Source organism: Succinivibrio dextrinosolvens DSM 3072 (genome assembly GCF_900167015.1).
In the GTDB taxonomy this organism is placed as follows: domain Bacteria; phylum Pseudomonadota; class Gammaproteobacteria; order Enterobacterales; family Succinivibrionaceae; genus Succinivibrio; species Succinivibrio dextrinosolvens.
This window is the reverse complement of the sequence record NZ_FUXX01000004.1, coordinates 1-18144: the sequence shown is the minus strand read 5'-3', so window position 1 is coordinate 18144 and position 18144 is coordinate 1. Positions and strand designations below refer to the sequence as shown.

The window sequence follows — 18144 nt, the reverse complement described above, 5'->3', positions numbered from 1 at the left end:
AATTGCATGAAACTAAAATTGCCAGATAATAAAAGCTTGGACCTGAGTCTGACCAAGGTTATGGGCACAATTGTTCTATATCCAGAGGATTCTAGATCAATAGAAGAAATTGTTGAACTTGCTCATTCTTTTGTTAAATCAGGAGCTGAACTTTTAGAAGTTGGAACCAAGAAGACCGAATTCAATCTTGATGATGTTGATGAGTCAAGAGTCTGCAGTGTAGTTGAGGCTTTACTAAAAGAGCTTTCAGTTCCAATTGCTGTAAACTCTGACAATCCAAGTGTAATCATTAACTCCATTAAGCTTGGTGTTTCAATGATTATTACATCAAAGGGACTAGACTCGGAAGAGGCTATTAAGGCTTTCAAGGATTCTGAGGCAGTTGTCTGCATCCACTGTGAACCTAGTGAACGCGTAGAAGATGACACAGATGTTGTGTCTTTAATTTCTGAGTTTTTCTATGCCAAGATAGATTCGTTGTTAAATTCTGGTATTGCCAGAAAAAGAATTGTCATTGACCCTTCTATTATAAATGCTTCTGTAAATTCAAAGCTCAGACTTATCGGAAGACTGGAATCCTTCAAGAGTTTTGCTCTGCCAATCTGTGTAGGAATTCCTCGTCAGCTTCCTCTTGAAGATGTTCTTTTAAAAGAGAATCGTACACTTTCTCTTACTGCTGCTGTATTCTGTGCGTCAGATAAATCAGTGCAGATTATCAGAACTTCTGATGTAAGTGAGATTGCAATTGCTATTGGTTTCTGGCAGATTATGTCAGCAAAGACAAAGCCATATCGATTATCTAAGTCAATTGTCAGAAGATTGAGAACTCTGAGAGATGCAATTCGTGGTTTAGGTAAGAATCACAATACAAAATGAGAAAATAACAAATGAAAAGAAAATATTTTGGAACTGACGGCGTTAGAGGTCGTGTTGGTCAGTTTCCTATTACTCCAGATTTTGCTGTAAAGTTAGGTTTAGCTGCTGGTAAAGTTTTAGGTAAGAAAAAAGGCGGAAAGGTAATCATCGGTAAGGATACCCGTCTGTCAGGTTATATGCTTGAGGCTGCTCTTGAGTCTGGTTTTTCAGCTGGCGGAATGTCCCCTGTAATGTTAGGTCCTATGCCTACACCTGCAGTAGCTCATCTAACCCGTGCCTTCAGAGCTGATCTTGGTGTTGTAATCAGTGCTTCTCATAATCCTTACTTTGACAACGGTATCAAGTTCTTCTCAGGTCAGGGTACAAAGCTTCCTGATGAAATTGAGCTTGAGATTGAAAAGTATCTAGATCAAGATTCAATTGAGCTTGCTGCTGCTTCTGATTTTGGTCGTGCCTACCGTCAGGAGGATGCTCAGGGCCGATATATTGAGTACTGTAAGTCAACCTTTGCAAGCCAGTTCAGCCTTGAAGGATTAAAGATTGTTTTAGACTGTGCAAACGGTGCTACTTACCATATTGCTCCATCTGTATTTAGAGAGCTTGGCGCTGAAGTGATCACAATCGGTGATGCACCAAACGGTATTAATATTAACGATGAGGTTGGCTCTACTCACCCTCAGGCTCTTGTTGCCAAAGTTCTTGCAACCAAGGCTGATCTTGGTATTGCCTTTGATGGCGACGGTGACCGTGTTCTTATGTGTGACAGACATGGTGTTCTTCGCGACGGAGATAACCTTCTGTACATTATTGCCAAGGATACTCAGAAGAGAAATCGTCTGAATGGCGGTGTTGTTGGCACTCTGATGACAAATCTTGGTTTAGAGCTTGCTTTAAAGCGCGAGAATATTGAATTCTGCCGAGCAAAGGTAGGTGACCGTTACGTTATGGAACAGCTTTTAGAGAGAAACTGGAAGCTAGGCGGTGAAAACAGTGGTCATATCATCTCTCTTCATCATGCAACAACTGGTGACGGAATTGTTTCTGCTCTTCAGGTTTTAAAGGCATGTATGTACGAGGGTAAGGATATTGAAGAACTATCTGAAGGGCTTGTAATGTTCCCTCAGGAACTTATTAATGTTCGTCTGACTGCCGGTATTGATATCACTACCGATGAACTTGTTATGAAGGAAGTAAAAGCCGTTGAGAAGGAATTAGGCTCAACCGGTCGTGTGCTTCTGAGAAAATCAGGAACTGAACCTCTGGTCAGAGTGATGGTTGAAGGCGAGGACCGTGATGACGTTCGCTCAAAAGCTCAGAGAATTGCTGATGTAATTATTCGTCAGTCCGACAGTTAAAAGTTCTTGAATTTATTTTCATAAACTTGTATCATTTTGCAGTCTAAATGTACGCAAAATAGGGTGCGTTATTATTATGTTGTATCAAGTTTTAATCGTTTTACTACTTTTAATCGCTATTGCGATGATTTCTTTGATTTTAGTTCAGCAGGGTAAGGGCGCTGGTATGGGCGCATCTTTCGGTGCTGGCGCTTCAAATACTGTTTTCGGTTCAGTTGGTTCAGGTAACTTCCTAACCCGTTCAACCTGGTTTTTAATTATTCTTTTCTTTGGTGTTTGTTTAGCTTTAGGCTATCTTCAGAAGGCTCAGCACGAAGAGACTTCAAACTTCTCAAACATTGGTGATGCTCCAGAGGCTGAAGTTGTAGAGTCAGTTCCTGCAGTTACTACCGATGCTCCTGTTGTTGAGACTGATGCACCTGCAGTTAAGACCGAGAATAATGCATCTAAGAGTGATGCTCCAGTAGTTTCAGATAAGAAATAATTTCTAGTCTGATATTGCGTTTAAAAGAAAATGGCCTTATGGCCATTTTTTGTTATATATATAGTGAGCTGTCGGAGTAATCACTTCATCTAATGGCATATCCCAGCTTTCGGTTGGAACATTATCAATAAGCTGAAAGTCATAAGCGATACCTATCAGAAGACATTCTGCAGAAATTTTTTTCAGCATTCTGTCGTAGTATCCTCCCCCCATTCCCATTCTGTTTCCTCTGTTGTCAAAAGCAACCAGCGGAACAACAATAGCATCTATTAAATCAGGTCTGATCAGATTTTCTTTCTTATTCTCTGGCTCAAGAATATGGAATCTATTTTCTATAAGGGGATCTCCCTTTTTGAATGAATAAAAATCCATACTGCCTTTAACGTTAATATTTATGAAAGGAAGAATCAGATCGTGGGCGTCTAGTAGATAGTCATTCAGCGGTGAGGTTGATATTTCTCCTCCCGTGCTGACATAGGAAGCAACAATTTTTTTACTTGTGAAAAAAGGATGTTCCTTTAGAACCTTTACGATATTAAGTCCTGCTTTATAAGCATCCTCATCGGGAATAGTTCTTCTCTGTTTAAGAATTTCCTGGCGGATTTTTTTTCTGAATTCTTTATTTCCTTTGTACTCTGCCATTTTCTGTCTTCTTTAATTCGGATTTCATTTTTAGGATTTTCTTTGTGGCCTGATTGATAAAAGGAGTATCTGCATCCAGGTATTCCAGTAGATTACTTTCTGAGTCAAGCGCAGCTAGAATCGCTACCTGAAAAGGGGAAATACTAGGATTGTCCCTAAGCATTTTAGAAATTTTTGCTTGAAGATTTTTTACAGAGGCTTCAAGAATTGCCTTCTTTTCGGAAGAGCAACGAAGATTAAAATTCTCTCCGAGAATTGAGAATGAGACACTGCTGTCTTTATCGTTATCTGGCATCATATCTCCTTTTTGCAGGTATTTTAAAATAAATTTATCTTTAATTCGATAGAATCTCTCCCAAAATGATAAAATACGCTTTTACGAAATTTTTTTATCGCCATTTTATGGCTTGAGAGATATATGACTGAGAAGTTACAGAAAATTTTATCCCGTGCTGGAATCGCTTCACGTAGAGCCCTAGAACAGATGATTGATGAGGGCCGAGTTTCTGTTGATGGCAAGATTGCCTCCATCGGTGACCGTTTTGAAGCAAACGATATTACAGTTAAGATCGATAACAAGGTTGTGCTGTCACCTTCTTCAAATAAGGTTGAGTGCAGAGTTCTGATGTACCACAAGCCAGAAGGTGAGTTAACCACATTATCAGATCCAGAAAACAGACCTACTGTTTTTGATCATATTCCACAGCCTCCTTCTGGCAGATGGATTTATATTGGTCGTCTTGATATTAACACTTCAGGTCTTCTATTATTCACAACTGACGGTGAACTTGCCAATGCGCTAATGCATCCTAAGTATGAGGTTGAGCGTGTTTACGCTGCTCGTATCTATGGTGAAGTTTCTGAGAAGCAGATTTCAGATCTTCTTCAGGGAGTAACATTGGAAGATGGTGTTGCAAGATTCAGCAAGATTATGTATCAGGGCGGTGAAGGTCGTAACTCATGGTATCACGTTACCTTAAAGGAAGGTCGTAAGCGTGAGGTTAGACGCCTATGGGAAGCTGTTGGTCTTAAGGTTAGCCGTCTTATCAGAATCAAATACGCAGGTGTAAGTCTTGATCCTAATATTAAGACCGGTCAGTTCAGAGAACTGACATTATCTGAAATAAACAAGTTAAGAAAGACTGTTCATCTTGATCCTATTGAGGAAGTAGCAAGCTCAATGGATCTAGACGCTGCTCAGTCAACCAGAGGCAAGAAGCCTTCTGCTCAGGGAGCTCGCAAGACTGGTGAGAGCAGAAAGCCAAGAGCTGCAGGTGGCAGATCTTCAGGTAAGCCTTCTTCTGAGAAGTCATCTCCAAGAAAATATGAGAAGAAAACTGAAGGAAGAAAGTCTTCATATCCTTCAAAAAACGGAGAGAAGAGCAGAGCTCCTTCAAAATCAGGAAAGGCTCCTTACAGCAAGGATTCTTCAAGAAGAGGCAAGAGGAACTTTTCCTCAAATGAAAACAGAAATATTTCTGAGTCTAAGATAGTATCCCGTTCAAGCTATTCAGCTCGTCGAGATGATAGTAATGGCTCAGGCAGAAAGCTAAGCAAATTCTCTGCAGTAAGGAGCAGAGGAACTGTTAAGAGCAGTTTTGGTAGAAAAAAATAAACTGTTTTTCGATTTATGATTAATGTACGGCTCTGCTATAGTTTTTTTTCTAAAATCTAAAGTAAGAGCCTTTGTTAATTTGGAGTGATATTTAATTAAAAATGAACCCTGACCCGACCTGTTGTGATAATTTAAGATTCTTTTTCGTTTTAAATCTTTCAGGTAAAGGAGTCCTGTAGTATGGAAGAGCTCGCAAGTTCTATAGCAGGACCTACCTTACAATTCGATATAGCCTGGCTTTTAGATCCTACCGCCTGGGTTGGTCTTTTAACTCTGACCGTAATTCAGACAGTTCTGGGTATTGATAACCTACTGTTTATTGCTATTCTTTCTGCAAAACTACCTCCTAAACAGGCAAAGCAGGCAAGATATCTTGGTCTTGGGGGAGCTCTTGTAATAAGAATCATCCTCATGCTTTCTGCGGCATATATTGTCGCGATATCTAAACCGTTATTCACTATCTATGACTTTGAGTGTACAAGCCGTGATCTGATGATGCTTGCTGGTGGTCTGTTCCTTATTTATAAGGCAACTCAGGAGCTGCATGGAAAGCTTGAGGCAACAGACGTTGAAGAGGCTATGACGGTTAATAAGGCTGTAGTTCAGTCCTTTGCTGTGGTTGTTTCTCAGATTATTATTCTGGATGTTCTTTTCTCTGCAGACGCCATTGTTACAGCCATCGGTATGACTAATCATGGTTATATCATGATTATTTCTGTAACCATTGCTTCGGTACTTCTGATATGGGCGTCAGGAGCTATTTCAGAGTTTGTTACAAAACATCCTACACTGGTTATTCTGTGTTTAGGATTCCTGCTTTTAATTGCATTCAGCTTAATTCTGGAAGCTTTCCATATATACGTAAGTAAAGGCTATCTGTATTCGGCAATGGGCTTTTCAATTCTTATTGAGTCCTTTAATCAGATTTCAAGAAAGAATCTTCTTCAGCTAAAAAAGAATAATACTGCAAGACAGACTGCAGCTACTATTGTACTAAGACTGCTTGGTTCCCGTCCTGATGATATGCCAACCTTGAAGGATGCAATTATTTCTGCTCCTGAGGAGGATATTTTCAATTCTCAGGAACAGGAAATGGTGTCAAGAGTACTGCAGCTTTCAACTTTGCCGGTTAAGGCTGTTATGACAGCAAGACCTGATCTTCAGATGATTAAGATTGACGGTTCTACAACATCTGTTATTAAAAAGGCAATGCAGTGTACCCGCAGTCGACTGATTGCCTATAAGAACGGATTTAAGGATCAGCCTTTAGGTTTTATTGTAAGAGCAAATCTTTTAGGACAGATGTTGCAGGGCAATACTGCTGTTGGAGATATTGAACGCCAGATAGTACAGCCTATTCATCTGCCTGAGACAATCAGTATTCTAAAGGCCTTAGAACAGTTTAAGAAAAACAAGAAGTATTTTGGTTTTGTTTTTGATGAGTTTGGTGTTTTTGAAGGTGTAGTAACTCTACAGGATATTCTTGAGGAAATCACGGGAGAGATGCCAAGCAGAACTGAAACACCTGAAATTCTTCCATATGATGAATCCGAAAGTGCCTATCGTGTAGATGGCGATACCATTTTATCGGATCTAGAGCGAGAAACAGGACTTGCTATCAGTGCAAATGAACATTATCAGACAATTGCTGGATATGTTCTTGATCGCTTCCAGAGAGTTCCTAAGCAGGGAGAAAAACTGGAGGTTGATGGCTGGACTATTGAAGTTTCAAGTGCTGATTTAACCAGTATCAATGTTTTAAAACTGACTCGAAATAAACCTAAAGATGGCGGGGAAGAAGAATCTGAAACAAAATCTCAGGAGTGATAAAACTTGATTTTTTTACAATAATCTGCTATAAATATGCATGCTTGGATTTATACAGATTCAAGTCTGTTCAAGTGTGAGCTTGAACCTATACATATCTTAAGATATGTATTTGATATAGTGGAACTTCAAAAGAAAGGGACCCTAGTTAGCGGTCCTTTTTTTATGGGATTTAAGAGGTACTAATGGCAGGAACCATTGAAGAAAAAGTTACTGAACTTGTAACACCATTGGTTGAATCCATGGATGTTAAAGTCTGGGGAATAAGATACCGAGGCGGTAGCGATCATGCGGTTTTACAGGTGTTCATTGATTCAGAAGAGGGTGTAAGCGCAGACAAGTGTGGAGAAATCATGGATGTGTTGTCTCCTGCATTGGATGCTGCAGATTTAATTGCACCTAAGTATACACTTGAGGTTTCTTCACCTGGTCTTGACAGAATCCTGTTCACACTTGAACAAACTAAGGCATATGTTGGAAAGACTGTTAAGGCAGAACTACGTATGCCAACTCAAGGAAGACATAAACTTCAGGGCATCTTAGAGAGTGTTTCAGAAGATGGCATGCTCAAGATTAACGATAAAGTATCTGGTGAAATGGAAGTCGCTTTTTCCAATATCTCCACTGCTAGAGTCGTTCCTGAATTTCCACAGAACAACAAGAAAGCTCCTAGAAGCGCATCATAACGAGGTCTTAGATAGAAAATGGGTAAAGAGATTATTGCCATTGCAGAGGCGCTGTCAAATGAACGCGCTATTCCAAGAGATAAAATCTTTGAGGCTTTAGAGATTGCATTAGCAACTGCAACCAAGAAGAAGTATCAGGTAGAAATTCTTGTTCGCGTATCTATTGATAGAAAAGAAGGTTCTTATGATACTTTCCGTAGATGGGTTGTTGTAGACACAGATGGTCCTTTGGAGAAGCCTGCACAGGAGATTTCTCTACAGGCAGCTGTTATTGACCATCCAGGCATTAAGGCTGGTGATATTGTTGAGGAGCAGATTGAGTCTGTAGCATTCGATCGTATTACCATTCAGACTGCAAAACAGGTTCTATCTCAGAAAGTTAAGGATGCAGAAAGAGAGCAGGTTGTTGCTGAGCAGAGAGAAAGAGTTGGCAAGATTGTTAACGCTACAGTTAAGAAGCAGACTCATGACATCATGGTTCTGGATTTAGGCAACAATGCTGAGGCTGTATTAAAGAGAGATCAGATTATTCCTCACGAGACTTATGGTAGAGGTGACCGTGTTAAGGTTCTTCTACAGGAAATCAAGTCTGAGGCAAATCGTGGTCCACAGATTATCTGTTCAAGAACATCTCCTGATTTCTTAAAGGAATTATTCAGAATTGAAGTTCCTGAGATTGGCGAGGATGTAATTGAGATTATGGGTGTCGCTCGTGACCCAGGTTCTCGTGCAAAGATTGCAGTGCGTTCAAAAGATAAGCGTATTGACCCAAGAGGCGCATGTATCGGCATGAGAGGAGCTCGTGTTACCGCTGTATCAAATGAGCTGTCAGGCGAAAAGATTGACGTTGTTTTATATGATGAGAATCTAGCTCAGTATGTAACCAATACCATGGAACCTGCAGAAGTTTCTAGAATTATCATCAATGAAGAAGACCACTCCATCTGCATTGCAGTTGAAGAGCAGAATCTTGCTTTAGCAATTGGCAGAAATGGTCAGAATGTAAGATTGGCTTCTCAGCTTCTAGGCTGGGATCTAAAGGTTATGACTGAAAATGAGCTTGAGTCAAATCTTCAGGAAGAAGTTGGTAAGATTGTAAAGAACTTTACTGATAACCTGAATGTTGATGACGATTTTGCAAGAGCACTTGCAGATGCAGGCTTTACTAACCTAGAAGAAGTTGCTTATGTTGATCCATCAGATCTTTTAGAAATTGATGGTATGGATGAAGAAACCGCTTCAGAGTTACAGAACGTTGCAAGAGAAGCTTTGGAATCAAAAGAGAAGGCTGAAAATGCTGAAGGTATCAAGCAGTTATCTGCACTAGAAGGTATTGACGAGGAGCTTGCTACTAAGTTAGTTGCTCACGGTATCAAGACCGGTGAAGATTTAGCTGAGCAGGCTACTGATGACTTAACTGATATCGAAGGTCTGGACGAGAAGAAGGCTGGCGAAATTATTATGGCAGCTAGAAATGAGTTCTGGTTCAAAGATTCAGCAAAGTAAGATTTAAGGAAGGCTTTAGATGAGTGAAGAGAAAGAACAGACAGGCGCAGCACCAAAACGCATGTCTTTAAAGAAGTCTTCTAGTTCCAATGCTGCTATGCAGGGAACTAAGAAAGTTCAGGTAGAAGTTAGAAAGAAAAAGATTATTGTCGATCCTAAGGCAAGAAAGGCTCAGCTTGAAGCTGAAGCTTTAGAGAAAAAAGCTGCTGAAGAGCAGGCTGCCAAGGAAGAGCAGGAACGTAAGGCTAAGGAAGCTGCAGAGAAAGCTGCTGCAAAGGCTGCTGCTGAAAAACAGCAGAAGGCTCCTGAAGAGAAGAGTGCAGCTAAGGCTGAAGTTAAGGTGGCTGCTACTAAGGTTGCAGTAAAACCTAAGTCAGCTCCTGCTCCTCACAAGGAGAAGGAAGAGGATAAGGCAACTGCTGAATTACGCAAGGCTCAGGAAGAGCAGCAGAAGCGTAAGTCAGAGGAAGAGGCTAAGCGTCTTGCAGAGCAGGCCAGAAAGCTTGCTGAAGAGAATGAAGCTCGCTGGGCTGCTGAAGAAGCTGCACGTGCAAGTGATGATGACGATGATGATTCATTAACATCACAGTATGTTCGTGAAGCAGAGGCAAGACAGGAGCGTGAAGCTGAGAACCGTGGTCGTCACAGAGACAGAAGCGGTACTGACAGACGCGGAAGCAACAAGCGTTTTGAAGAAGCTGAACAGCAGAATAACCGTAGACAGAAGGGCGGTAAGGCTGGTAAGGGCGTTAAGGGTGCTGCAAAACTAAATCAGCAGCACGGCTTTAACCGTCCAGCTGCACCAGTAACCCGTGATGTTGAAATTGGTGAAACCATCACTGTTGCAGATTTAGCTGCAAAGATGGCTGTTAAGGCTACTGAGGTTATCAAGTGTCTGATGAAGTTAGGCGAAATGGTAACCATCAACCAGGTTTTAGATCAGTCTACAGCTCAGGTTGTTGCTGAGGAAATGGGCCATAAGGTTATTCTTCGCAAGGAGAATGAGATCGAAGAGCAGCTTTTAAGAGAGAGAGGTGGTTCTATCTCTGAGGCTACTATGAGAGCTCCTGTTGTAACCATCATGGGTCACGTTGACCATGGTAAAACCTCTTTACTTGATTACATCCGTAAGTCAAAGGTTGCTGTTGGCGAAGCCGGCGGTATTACTCAGCGTATCGGTGCTTATCATGTTGAGACCAGAAATAATGGTATTACTTTCCTTGATACCCCTGGTCACGCTGCATTTACCGCAATGCGTGCCCGTGGTGCTCAGTGTACCGATATCGTTGTTCTAGTTGTAGCTGCTGATGATGGTGTAATGCCTCAGACTCTTGAAGCTATCCAGCATGCTCAGGCTGCTAAGGTTCCAATGATTGTTGCAATCAACAAGATGGATAAGCCAGGTGCAGATCCTCAGCGTGTAATCAACGAATTAATGCAGCATTCTGTTATCCCAGAGTCTATGGGTGGTGAGAACCAGTTCGTAGAGGTATCAGCAAAGACTGGTATGGGTGTTGATGAGCTGTTAGAGGCAATTACTCTTCAGGCTGAAGTTTTAGAGCTTAAGGCTGTTCATGACGGTATGGCTGAAGGTGTAACTATCGAATCACGTCTTGATAAGGGCCGTGGTCCAGTTGCTACTGTTCTAGTTCGTTCAGGTACTTTACACAAGGGCGATACCATTCTATGTGGTCTTCAGTACGGTAGAGTACGTGCAATGCGTAATGAAAAGGGTCAGGAGCTAAATGAGGCAGGTCCATCAATCCCTGTTGAGGTATTTGGTCTGTCTGGTGTTCCTTCAGCTGGTGATGAAGTTACCGCTGTATCCGACGAAAAGAAGGCTCGTGAAGTAGCTCTGTTCCGTCAGGGTAAGTTCCGTGAGCTTAAGATTGCTAAGCAGAAGAGTGCTCAGCTTGCTTCTATGTTCAAGGAGAGCAATGCTTCAGAACTTAAGGTTGTTCTGAAGGCTGATACTCAGGGTTCTGTTGAAGCTATTTCTGATGCACTGCTGAAACTTGGTAACGAAGAAGTTCAGGTTAAGATTATCGGTTCTGGTGTTGGTGGTATTACCGCTAACGATGCAACTCTTGCTGCAGCAGATAGCGCAGTAATCATCGGCTTCAACGTTCGTGCTGATGGTCCTGCAAGACAGGTAATCGATTCTGAATCAGTTGATTTACATTACTACAGCGTTATTTACGACCTGATTGATGATGTTAAGAAGGCTATGTCCGGTCTGCTTAAGAAGGAAGTTCGTGAGAACTTCATCGGTTATGCAGAGGTTCGTGATGTCTTCCGTCATCCTAAGTACGGTGCAATTGCAGGCTGTATGGTTGTTGAAGGTGTTGTTAAGCGTTCAGCTCCTATTCGTGTGCTGCGTGATAATACTGTTATCTTCGAAGGTGAGCTTGATTCTCTACGTCGTTTCAAGGATGATGTATCTGAGGTTAAGCAGAACAACGAATGCGGTATCTGTGTTAAGAATTATCAGGATGTTCGTGTTGGCGACCGTATCGAGGTATTCGAGAAGGTTGAAGTTGCACGTACACTTGATTAATTAAAGGATAATATGCCAGCAAAGAAAAGTTACGGAAGAAATGAAAGAGTAGCAGCTGCAGTAAGACGCGAACTAGCTGATGTACTGCAGAATGAACTCAAAGATCCACGTGTGAAAAACGCCACTATTACAGAGGTTGATGTTTCACCGGATCTAAGAAATGCTCGTGTATATATTTCTTTCCTCACTGATGATGAGGAAGAAATTAAATCTGCAATGACTGGTTTAAAGAGCGCCAAGGGTTTCCTTCGCTCCCAGCTTGCAGCAAGACTGAACTTAAGATATATGCCACAACTTGATTTGAGATATGACTCTTTAGTCACAGAATCAATGAAAATTGATGCGTTAATCAGAAAAGGTCTGCATAAAGACTAGTTTTTAATGGTCTGATACATAAGTAATTTTATTTCTTAATGCGAAGAGAATCCCAATTGAATGCCAAATTCTTTTGGGATTTTTATTTTATTTTCATTTTTTTTTACCTTTTGTTTTATTTTTGGTGATTATGATCAATTCTTAGCGATTTTTGCCGGATAAAAGCCAAATTCTGTACACATTTCAAGGTTGCGTTTTATTTATGCACCTAAACTTCTAAATACACTCTGTAAAGTAACCCGAAATAAGAAATTATGAAGGTGAGGTGTATGGAAAAGAAGGCTTTATCAATGACCGCTTTGGAGCGTGGCGAACTGTTTATGAAGGCTGCCCAGTATAGGAAGGCTAAAGCTATGCTCATGAAAGTAGGACCAAAGAATCCAGACTATAGAAGCGCCCAGTATGATTTATTCATTATTCATGCAAGCGGCTGCTTAAATCAGATCATGATTGATGAGGCCATTCTTAATTTAAGAGAAACTGCCAAGTTTGGTATGGATGAGGCTGCTAAAACACTGGCTGTAATAAAGTGCTTTGAGAAAGGACTTGGTAATATAGATTCCCTAAAATCCCTGGTAGTATGCCGCTACAATCAGCCGGATGTCGCAGACTGGACTGAATCTCCGGCAGTTGAGTTTTTCTCTGCAGTCCTTGCCTGCAAGTATTTCTATTCCATGTGTATGCGCAGTGGAGATTTTTACGATGTTATCAGTCTTGGCTCAATGATGCTCAAGTACTATTCTAGTCATAAGAATGAAGTTCCAGATTTTAGAATGCTGGTTAAATATATAAATGAGAACTACGTAGAAGCTATACCTGAGGATTTAAGCTGGTATTCTGTTTGTGTAGAGATGAATGATCTGTACTGTTCTATAAAAAAGACCAAAGCTAACGGAATTCAGGCATACAATCTGCTATCTGCAGTCCTAGAATACATCCAGTCAGAATTTTCAAATCAGATAAATATCCTCAACACTCAGATCAATGACTATCACAATAAGGGAGAGCATATTGCCTTTAGAGATTTTGTTTTTGAATATGAGTCTGTTCCCCAATAGGATGCACGTTTTAAAATTAAGAAAAATATGCATCAAAATGTGCCGTGTTTTTTTGAAAAAAGGCTACCTGCAAGGTAAAATATAAATAAAAAACGTAGGAGTCTTTACGTGGCCACCGAAAACGTACAGCAAAAAAAAATCAAATCAGTTGTAATCATATCCAAGGTTTACAAAAGACCTTTGTCTTCTGCAATTAAGGAAATTGCTCAGAAGTTTACTTCTTATGGTGTAAAAGTCTATATTGATGCCAATACACAGGTTGGATTTAATCTTCCTGATATAGAATGTATTTCCAGAAGGGATATGAGGGATGTTGATCTGATTATTGTCGTCGGTGGGGATGGTTCTGTTTTAGGTGTAGCACGAACACTTGTTGATCTTAAAGTTCCTGTGCTGGGAATCAACAGAGGTCATCTGGGTCTGCTTACAGATGTAAGTCCATCAAATCTTGATGAGAACATAAAGAAAATTGTAAACGGAGAATACACCCTCGAAGAGAGAACAATGATTGATGTTATTGTTTCTCGTCGTTCTGAGGATGGTGTTGGAGAGATGGTTGGACATTCTCTTGCTACAAATGAGACTGTAATTCACTCCGGTACGATTGCTCACATGATGGTTCTAAAAGTGTCCATCGGTGATAAATATATGTATACCATCAGAGGTGACGGTATTATTATCAACACACCTACTGGTTCTACCGCCTATTCGCTATCTGCTGGTGGCTCTATTATTGAACCTCATCTTGATCTTTTATCTTTGGTTCCAATGTTTCCTCATTCGCTTAACTGTTCTCCAATTATCATCCCTGGCAAGAGTGAAATCAAAATCGAGTTTGAATGCCCTGATGATTTACCAGAGCTGATTGCAATTAACTGTGACGGTCAGGTAACTATGAGAGCTGATACAAAGTGTACTGTAATGATAAGACAGCATCAGATCCCTCTGACTTTAATGCACCCACGTGGATATGACTACTACAGTCTTTTAAGAAAGAAATTAGGATGGGGCAAGAGCCTGGTATAACTGGATTGTTTTATGCTTGAACAGCTAATTGTTAAAGATTTTGCTTTAAGTACCAAGAATACTTTAGATTTCAATTCTGGAATGACCTGTATAACAGGTGAAACCGGTGCCGGTAAATCACTTACCGTAGATGCCTTATCTCTGCTTTTGGGAGCTAGAGCAGATGCCAATATGGTCAGAACAGGAGCTTCAAAGGCAGAACTTAATGCTGTTTTTTCTATTGATAAGAATGAACAGGCTCAATCATTTTTAAAATCTCATGATCTGGTGAGTGACGATGGCTCTCTGATGTTAAGAAGAGTCATTGGTTCAGATGGAAAATCCAAGGCCTATATCAATGATACTCCATGTACTCTTGCATGGCTTAAGGAAATAGGCGCAATGCTTGTTGCTATTCATGGTCAACACGCAAGTATCAAGCTTATAGACAAGAGCAATCAGCTAAAGCTGGTTGATGATTTTGGAAAGCTCAATAATAAGGTTAAGGCTGTAGATGAAGCTTTCAATGCCTATAATGTAAGCCGAAGAAAACTGCAGGAACTTGCTGATGAACAGCAGCAGGGGGCATCTAATTACAAGAATCTGAAATTTGAGCTTGATGCCTTAAATAAGCTGGATTTAAAGGAAGGCGATTACGAGCAGATAAGCCTTGATTATGACTCTCTGCAGCATCAGTCTCAGGCTCAGGATGCAGTTGCTCTTGCTTTAGGTGTTCTGGAGAATGAAGAGCACAATATCATTGATATTATTTCTGCAAGAATTTCTGATTTAAGCCGTGTCAGTGTTTATGCTAAGGATAGCATTGACCCAATTGTTGAGGATCTTTCAAAGGCGGCAGAACACCTAGATTTGGCCCGTGATGCCTTAAATGATCTGACCTTGAAGGCAAACCCTGAACTTGTTGAGGAACTGTCAGAGAAACTTTCAAAATGCCACGAGTTTGCAAGACGTTTCGATGTTCAGCCAAAGGAGCTTTATAAGGTTAGGGAGCGTCTTGAGAAAGAGCTTGAGCATTTCATGTCTTTAAAAGAGCAGATTGCTGGTTTAACAGTTGATGTTAAAAAGCTAAGAGATGCTTATGAAGCAAAATGCAGTGAACTATCTGAGTTAAGAGCTGCTGCAGCAAAACGCATGTCATCTGAGGTTTCTTTAAAGATTAAAGAACTCGCCATGAAGGATGGTGTTTTTATTGTGAAAGTTGTTCGTGATGAGAACTGTCGTCCTAGATTAGGCGGAAGAGATGACGTTGAATTTCTTTTTTCTGCAAATCTTGGAGAGTCTCCAAAGGAACTGGGGGCTGTTGCTTCTGGCGGTGAGCTGTCCAGACTTGCTCTTGCCATTGAGGTTCTGACCTCTTCTGCCAACTCAACTCCAACACTTATTTTCGATGAGGTTGATACCGGTATTTCAGGTAGAACCGCTTCAAGCGTTGGCAATCTGTTAAGACAGTTAGGTCAGAGTGTGCAGGTTATAACTGTTACTCATCTGCCTCAGGTTGCTGCAAGTGCCAACCAGCAGTTTTTAGTGAACAAGGTTGAAGATAACGGTAATGTTCACTCACTTGTCATAAAGCTTGATATGGACGGACGAGTTGAAGAAATCTCCAGAATGATGGGGGGAAATGTTGTAACTGAAGCTACCCGTCAGTCAGCTCATGCACTATTAAAACAGAGCGGAAATTAGAATGGCTGAAACTACCATCACTCTTAAAAATAAAGATGTAGTAACATTACGCTGGGCTGAAGTTAAAGATGCTGCTGCCATCGTTAAACTTGAGCTTGAATCTGCTAAATATGAAAACAGAGCAGAGCCAATAAATCTTCCACCTGAAGAGTTCACTAAATACTGGGAAGAGCGCTTAAATGGTGAGAACTATAAGACCGTGCTAGTTTGTGGTGCAAATAAACTTTATGGTTTTTTAACTTTCGTTAACGAAATAAAATTAGGTCAGATACTTGCACTTTATATTGCGCCTGAATACATGAGACTAGGAATAGGCTCAAACCTTATGAAGATAGCAGAACAGATGGTTCTGCTCAAAGGCGGGCACAGTATAGAAGTTGATGTTGAAACGAAAAACAGTGGTGGACTTATTTTTTACGAGAATCTTGGATTGAAGAGAATCGGCTATATAAACGACCACTTAATAAAAATGAAAAAGGAGCTTTAAGCATGCTTAAAATTTGTATTGTTGGTTTAGGCGGTCGTATGGGCCACGCTTTATGGGAATGCTGTCGCGGTCTTGCTGATGCTAAAGTTGTTTGTGGTATCGATAAAAACAGGGATTCTCTTCCAAACGGATGCAATGTTGAAGTTGTTCCAAATATAAATGAATTATCAGTAGTACCTGATCTGATTATCGATTTCTCAAGACCAGAATGTTCTATGGCTGTTTTAGCATACGCTAAAGAGCATAACTGTGCTGTTGTTCTTGGTACTACAGGCTTTGATTATGATCAGCGTGACAAGATTAAGGATTACACAAAGGTAATTCCTATTGTTCTGTCAGCAAATTTCTCAGTTGGTGTGAACATCCTTCTAAATCTTGTTCAGAAGACTGCTGCTGTTATGGCTGATGCTGATATTGAAATTGTTGAAGCTCATCACCGCTATAAGGTTGATTCTCCATCAGGAACTGCTCTTGCAATCGGTGAGGCCGCTGCTGCAGGCCGTAATGTTAACCTGAAGGATGTAATGGTTGCAGGCAGAGATGGTATCACTGGTGAGCGTATTTACGGATCAATCGGCTTCTCTTCAATCCGTGGTGGTGATATTGTTGGTGAACACACTGCTATGTTCTGCTCAGAGGGTGAGCGCGTTGAATTAGGTCACGTTGCAACCTCAAGACAGACCTTTGCCCGCGGTGCTTTGCGCGCAGCTCTATGGCTAAGCGGTAAAAAGCCTGGTCTTTACGGCATGAATGAAGTTTTAGGTCTGGATAAGAACTAATTTATAAACTTATAAAGCTCCATTTTTTGTGGGGCTTTTTTTGTCTTAACTCAATTACATTATTAAGGATTTCTCTCGTGTCTAAATCATTACTGGTAATCGGTGGCAGTTCTGAAATTGCTCATTCTTTTATTAAGATGGCTGCTCTGAAGGATTACAACATAACCATTACTTGCAGAAACGAAGAAACTCTTAATAAAACCTGTTCTGATTTTTATAAGGACTGTGGTCGTATAATCAACGGTGTGGTTCTGGATTTAACAGATTCAGAAAAGGTCGCTACCTTCTTTGATGATAGAGAAATTCCTGATGTGCTGTTTATAGCAGCAGGTACTCTTGGTGATGTTAATGTATGTCATTATGAGTTAAAGAATCAGCTGGAAATTATTAACGTTAACTACACTGCTATAGCTACTCTTTTAGCCTCTGTAACTGATAAGTATAAGGCAAAGGGAGATGGTCATATTGTGGTTATAAGCTCTGTTGCAGGAGATAGGGGATATTACTCCAACTACGTTTACTGCAGTGCAAAGGCTGCAATTAGTACTTATCTTTCAGGACTTAGAGCTGTTTTATATCCTCATGGAGTAAATGTTCTGGATATAAAATGCGGTCTGGTTGAGACCAAGCTGAATGCTCACAGAAAGAAGCCAAAACTGCTTACAGCTTCTCCTGATTATGTCGGTATGCAGATTTTTGCTTCCATGCAGAAACGACACACCATTGTTTACACTCCTCTTATCTGGTACTTCATTATGGGATTTGTAAAAATGATCCCTGAGTTTATATTCAAGAAGCTGAAGTTCTAAGCGAAATCTTTACCTGTATACTCTTTTGCTATGATAATACCCAACCTCCGCTCACCCTAGTTTTAAACTAGGGTGATTATTATCACAAATCATCTAAATATTCTTTTTATTCCACTGTTTTTTAAGATTTTTTCTTTATGTAATTCTATTTTTGTTATATCATAGTCCATAATATATCTTAATGGACTATTTATATGACTGACTCATCTGAAATCAAGTGGAATTACTCAAGCTATACAGACAAAATGGGTAGAACCTATATCATCTCTTACTACAATAAATGGGACCCGCTTAAGAAACAGTCTCGAGTTGCTAAGAGAGTTCATGTCGGTAGACTAAATGCCGATACAGGTGAAGTTTCTCTTAGTAAAGCCTTCCT

18 protein-coding genes are annotated in these 18144 nt (G+C 40.5%); 16 read left to right on the top strand and 2 right to left on the bottom strand.

The genetic code is table 11. The features are described from left to right. Positions 1-6: 6 nt before the first annotated feature. The 3 genes from B5D46_RS01885 to secG all read left to right on the top strand — a co-directional run bounded on the left by B5D46_RS01885 (position 7) and on the right by secG (position 2715). Positions 7-876, top strand: a complete 870-nt coding sequence (locus B5D46_RS01885; protein WP_031491864.1) for a dihydropteroate synthase — start codon at positions 7-9, stop codon at positions 874-876. Positions 877-887: 11 nt separating this feature from the next. Further along, positions 888-2231, top strand: coding sequence for a phosphoglucosamine mutase (glmM, locus tag B5D46_RS01880; RefSeq protein ID WP_031491863.1), 1344 nt, complete (start codon positions 888-890; stop codon positions 2229-2231). 76 nt (positions 2232-2307) lie between these two features. Then, positions 2308-2715 carry a preprotein translocase subunit SecG gene (gene secG, locus B5D46_RS01875; RefSeq protein WP_078927983.1) on the top strand — a complete coding sequence of 136 codons (408 nt, stop codon included), beginning with the start codon at positions 2308-2310 and terminating at the stop codon, positions 2713-2715. Between the two features lie 36 nt (positions 2716-2751). On the opposite strand, the gene B5D46_RS01870 is transcribed toward secG, so the two are convergent. Then, entirely contained in the window at positions 2752-3357 is a 606-nt protein-coding gene (locus tag B5D46_RS01870) for a 5-formyltetrahydrofolate cyclo-ligase (protein WP_078927982.1), read from the bottom strand. Then, positions 3335-3652, bottom strand: coding sequence for a cell division protein ZapA (locus tag B5D46_RS01865; RefSeq protein WP_159442995.1), 318 nt, complete (start codon positions 3650-3652; stop codon positions 3335-3337). The genes B5D46_RS01870 and B5D46_RS01865 overlap by 23 nt, the downstream gene beginning before the upstream one ends. Before the next feature lie 123 nt (positions 3653-3775). Between B5D46_RS01865 and rluB the strand changes: the two genes are divergently transcribed. The 13 genes from rluB to B5D46_RS01800 all read left to right on the top strand — a co-directional run. Further along, positions 3776-4972: a 23S rRNA pseudouridine(2605) synthase RluB gene (gene rluB, locus B5D46_RS01860; RefSeq protein WP_078927980.1), complete on the top strand. Its 1197-nt coding sequence runs from the start codon at positions 3776-3778 to the stop codon at positions 4970-4972. Positions 4973-5152: 180 nt separating this feature from the next. After that, positions 5153-6799 carry a TerC family protein gene (locus B5D46_RS01855; RefSeq protein ID WP_078927979.1) on the top strand — a complete coding sequence of 549 codons (1647 nt, stop codon included), beginning with the start codon at positions 5153-5155 and terminating at the stop codon, positions 6797-6799. 185 nt (positions 6800-6984) lie between these two features. After that, positions 6985-7485 carry a ribosome maturation factor RimP gene (locus B5D46_RS01850; RefSeq protein ID WP_051639440.1) on the top strand — a complete coding sequence of 167 codons (501 nt, stop codon included), beginning with the start codon at positions 6985-6987 and terminating at the stop codon, positions 7483-7485. 18 nt (positions 7486-7503) lie between these two features. Next, positions 7504-8991, top strand: a complete 1488-nt coding sequence (gene nusA, locus B5D46_RS01845; RefSeq protein WP_078927978.1) for a transcription termination factor NusA — start codon at positions 7504-7506, stop codon at positions 8989-8991. Positions 8992-9010: 19 nt separating this feature from the next. Further along, positions 9011-11548, top strand: a complete 2538-nt coding sequence (infB, locus tag B5D46_RS01840) for a translation initiation factor IF-2 (RefSeq protein ID WP_078927977.1) — start codon at positions 9011-9013, stop codon at positions 11546-11548. A gap of 12 nt (positions 11549-11560) precedes the next feature. Further along, on the top strand, positions 11561-11923 hold the full coding sequence (gene rbfA, locus B5D46_RS01835) for a 30S ribosome-binding factor RbfA (protein WP_031491854.1): 363 nt from the start codon (positions 11561-11563) through the stop codon (positions 11921-11923). Between the two features lie 269 nt (positions 11924-12192). Continuing rightward, positions 12193-12981, top strand: a complete 789-nt coding sequence (locus B5D46_RS01830) for a hypothetical protein (protein ID WP_078927976.1) — start codon at positions 12193-12195, stop codon at positions 12979-12981. 108 nt (positions 12982-13089) lie between these two features. Further along, the gene (locus tag B5D46_RS01825) at positions 13090-14007 is read left to right on the top strand and encodes an NAD(+)/NADH kinase (RefSeq protein ID WP_031491851.1); all 918 of its coding nucleotides are present in this window, start codon (positions 13090-13092) and stop codon (positions 14005-14007) included. A 12-nt stretch (positions 14008-14019) separates the two neighbouring features. Further along, complete coding sequence (gene recN, locus B5D46_RS01820) at positions 14020-15690, top strand: DNA repair protein RecN (RefSeq protein ID WP_078927975.1); 1671 nt, start codon at positions 14020-14022, stop codon at positions 15688-15690. A 1-nt stretch (position 15691) separates the two neighbouring features. Then, the gene (locus tag B5D46_RS01815) at positions 15692-16177 is read left to right on the top strand and encodes a GNAT family N-acetyltransferase (protein WP_078927974.1); all 486 of its coding nucleotides are present in this window, start codon (positions 15692-15694) and stop codon (positions 16175-16177) included. A gap of 2 nt (positions 16178-16179) precedes the next feature. Next, positions 16180-16956 (top strand): 4-hydroxy-tetrahydrodipicolinate reductase, encoded by a 777-nt coding sequence (gene dapB, locus B5D46_RS01810; protein ID WP_078927973.1) that lies wholly within the window; start codon positions 16180-16182, stop codon positions 16954-16956. Between the two features lie 77 nt (positions 16957-17033). Beyond that, positions 17034-17765 (top strand): SDR family NAD(P)-dependent oxidoreductase, encoded by a 732-nt coding sequence (locus B5D46_RS01805; RefSeq protein ID WP_159442994.1) that lies wholly within the window; start codon positions 17034-17036, stop codon positions 17763-17765. Positions 17766-17959: 194 nt separating this feature from the next. Beyond that, positions 17960-18144: hypothetical protein (locus B5D46_RS01800; protein WP_200805000.1), on the top strand; the 185-nt coding region annotated here is incomplete at its 3' end.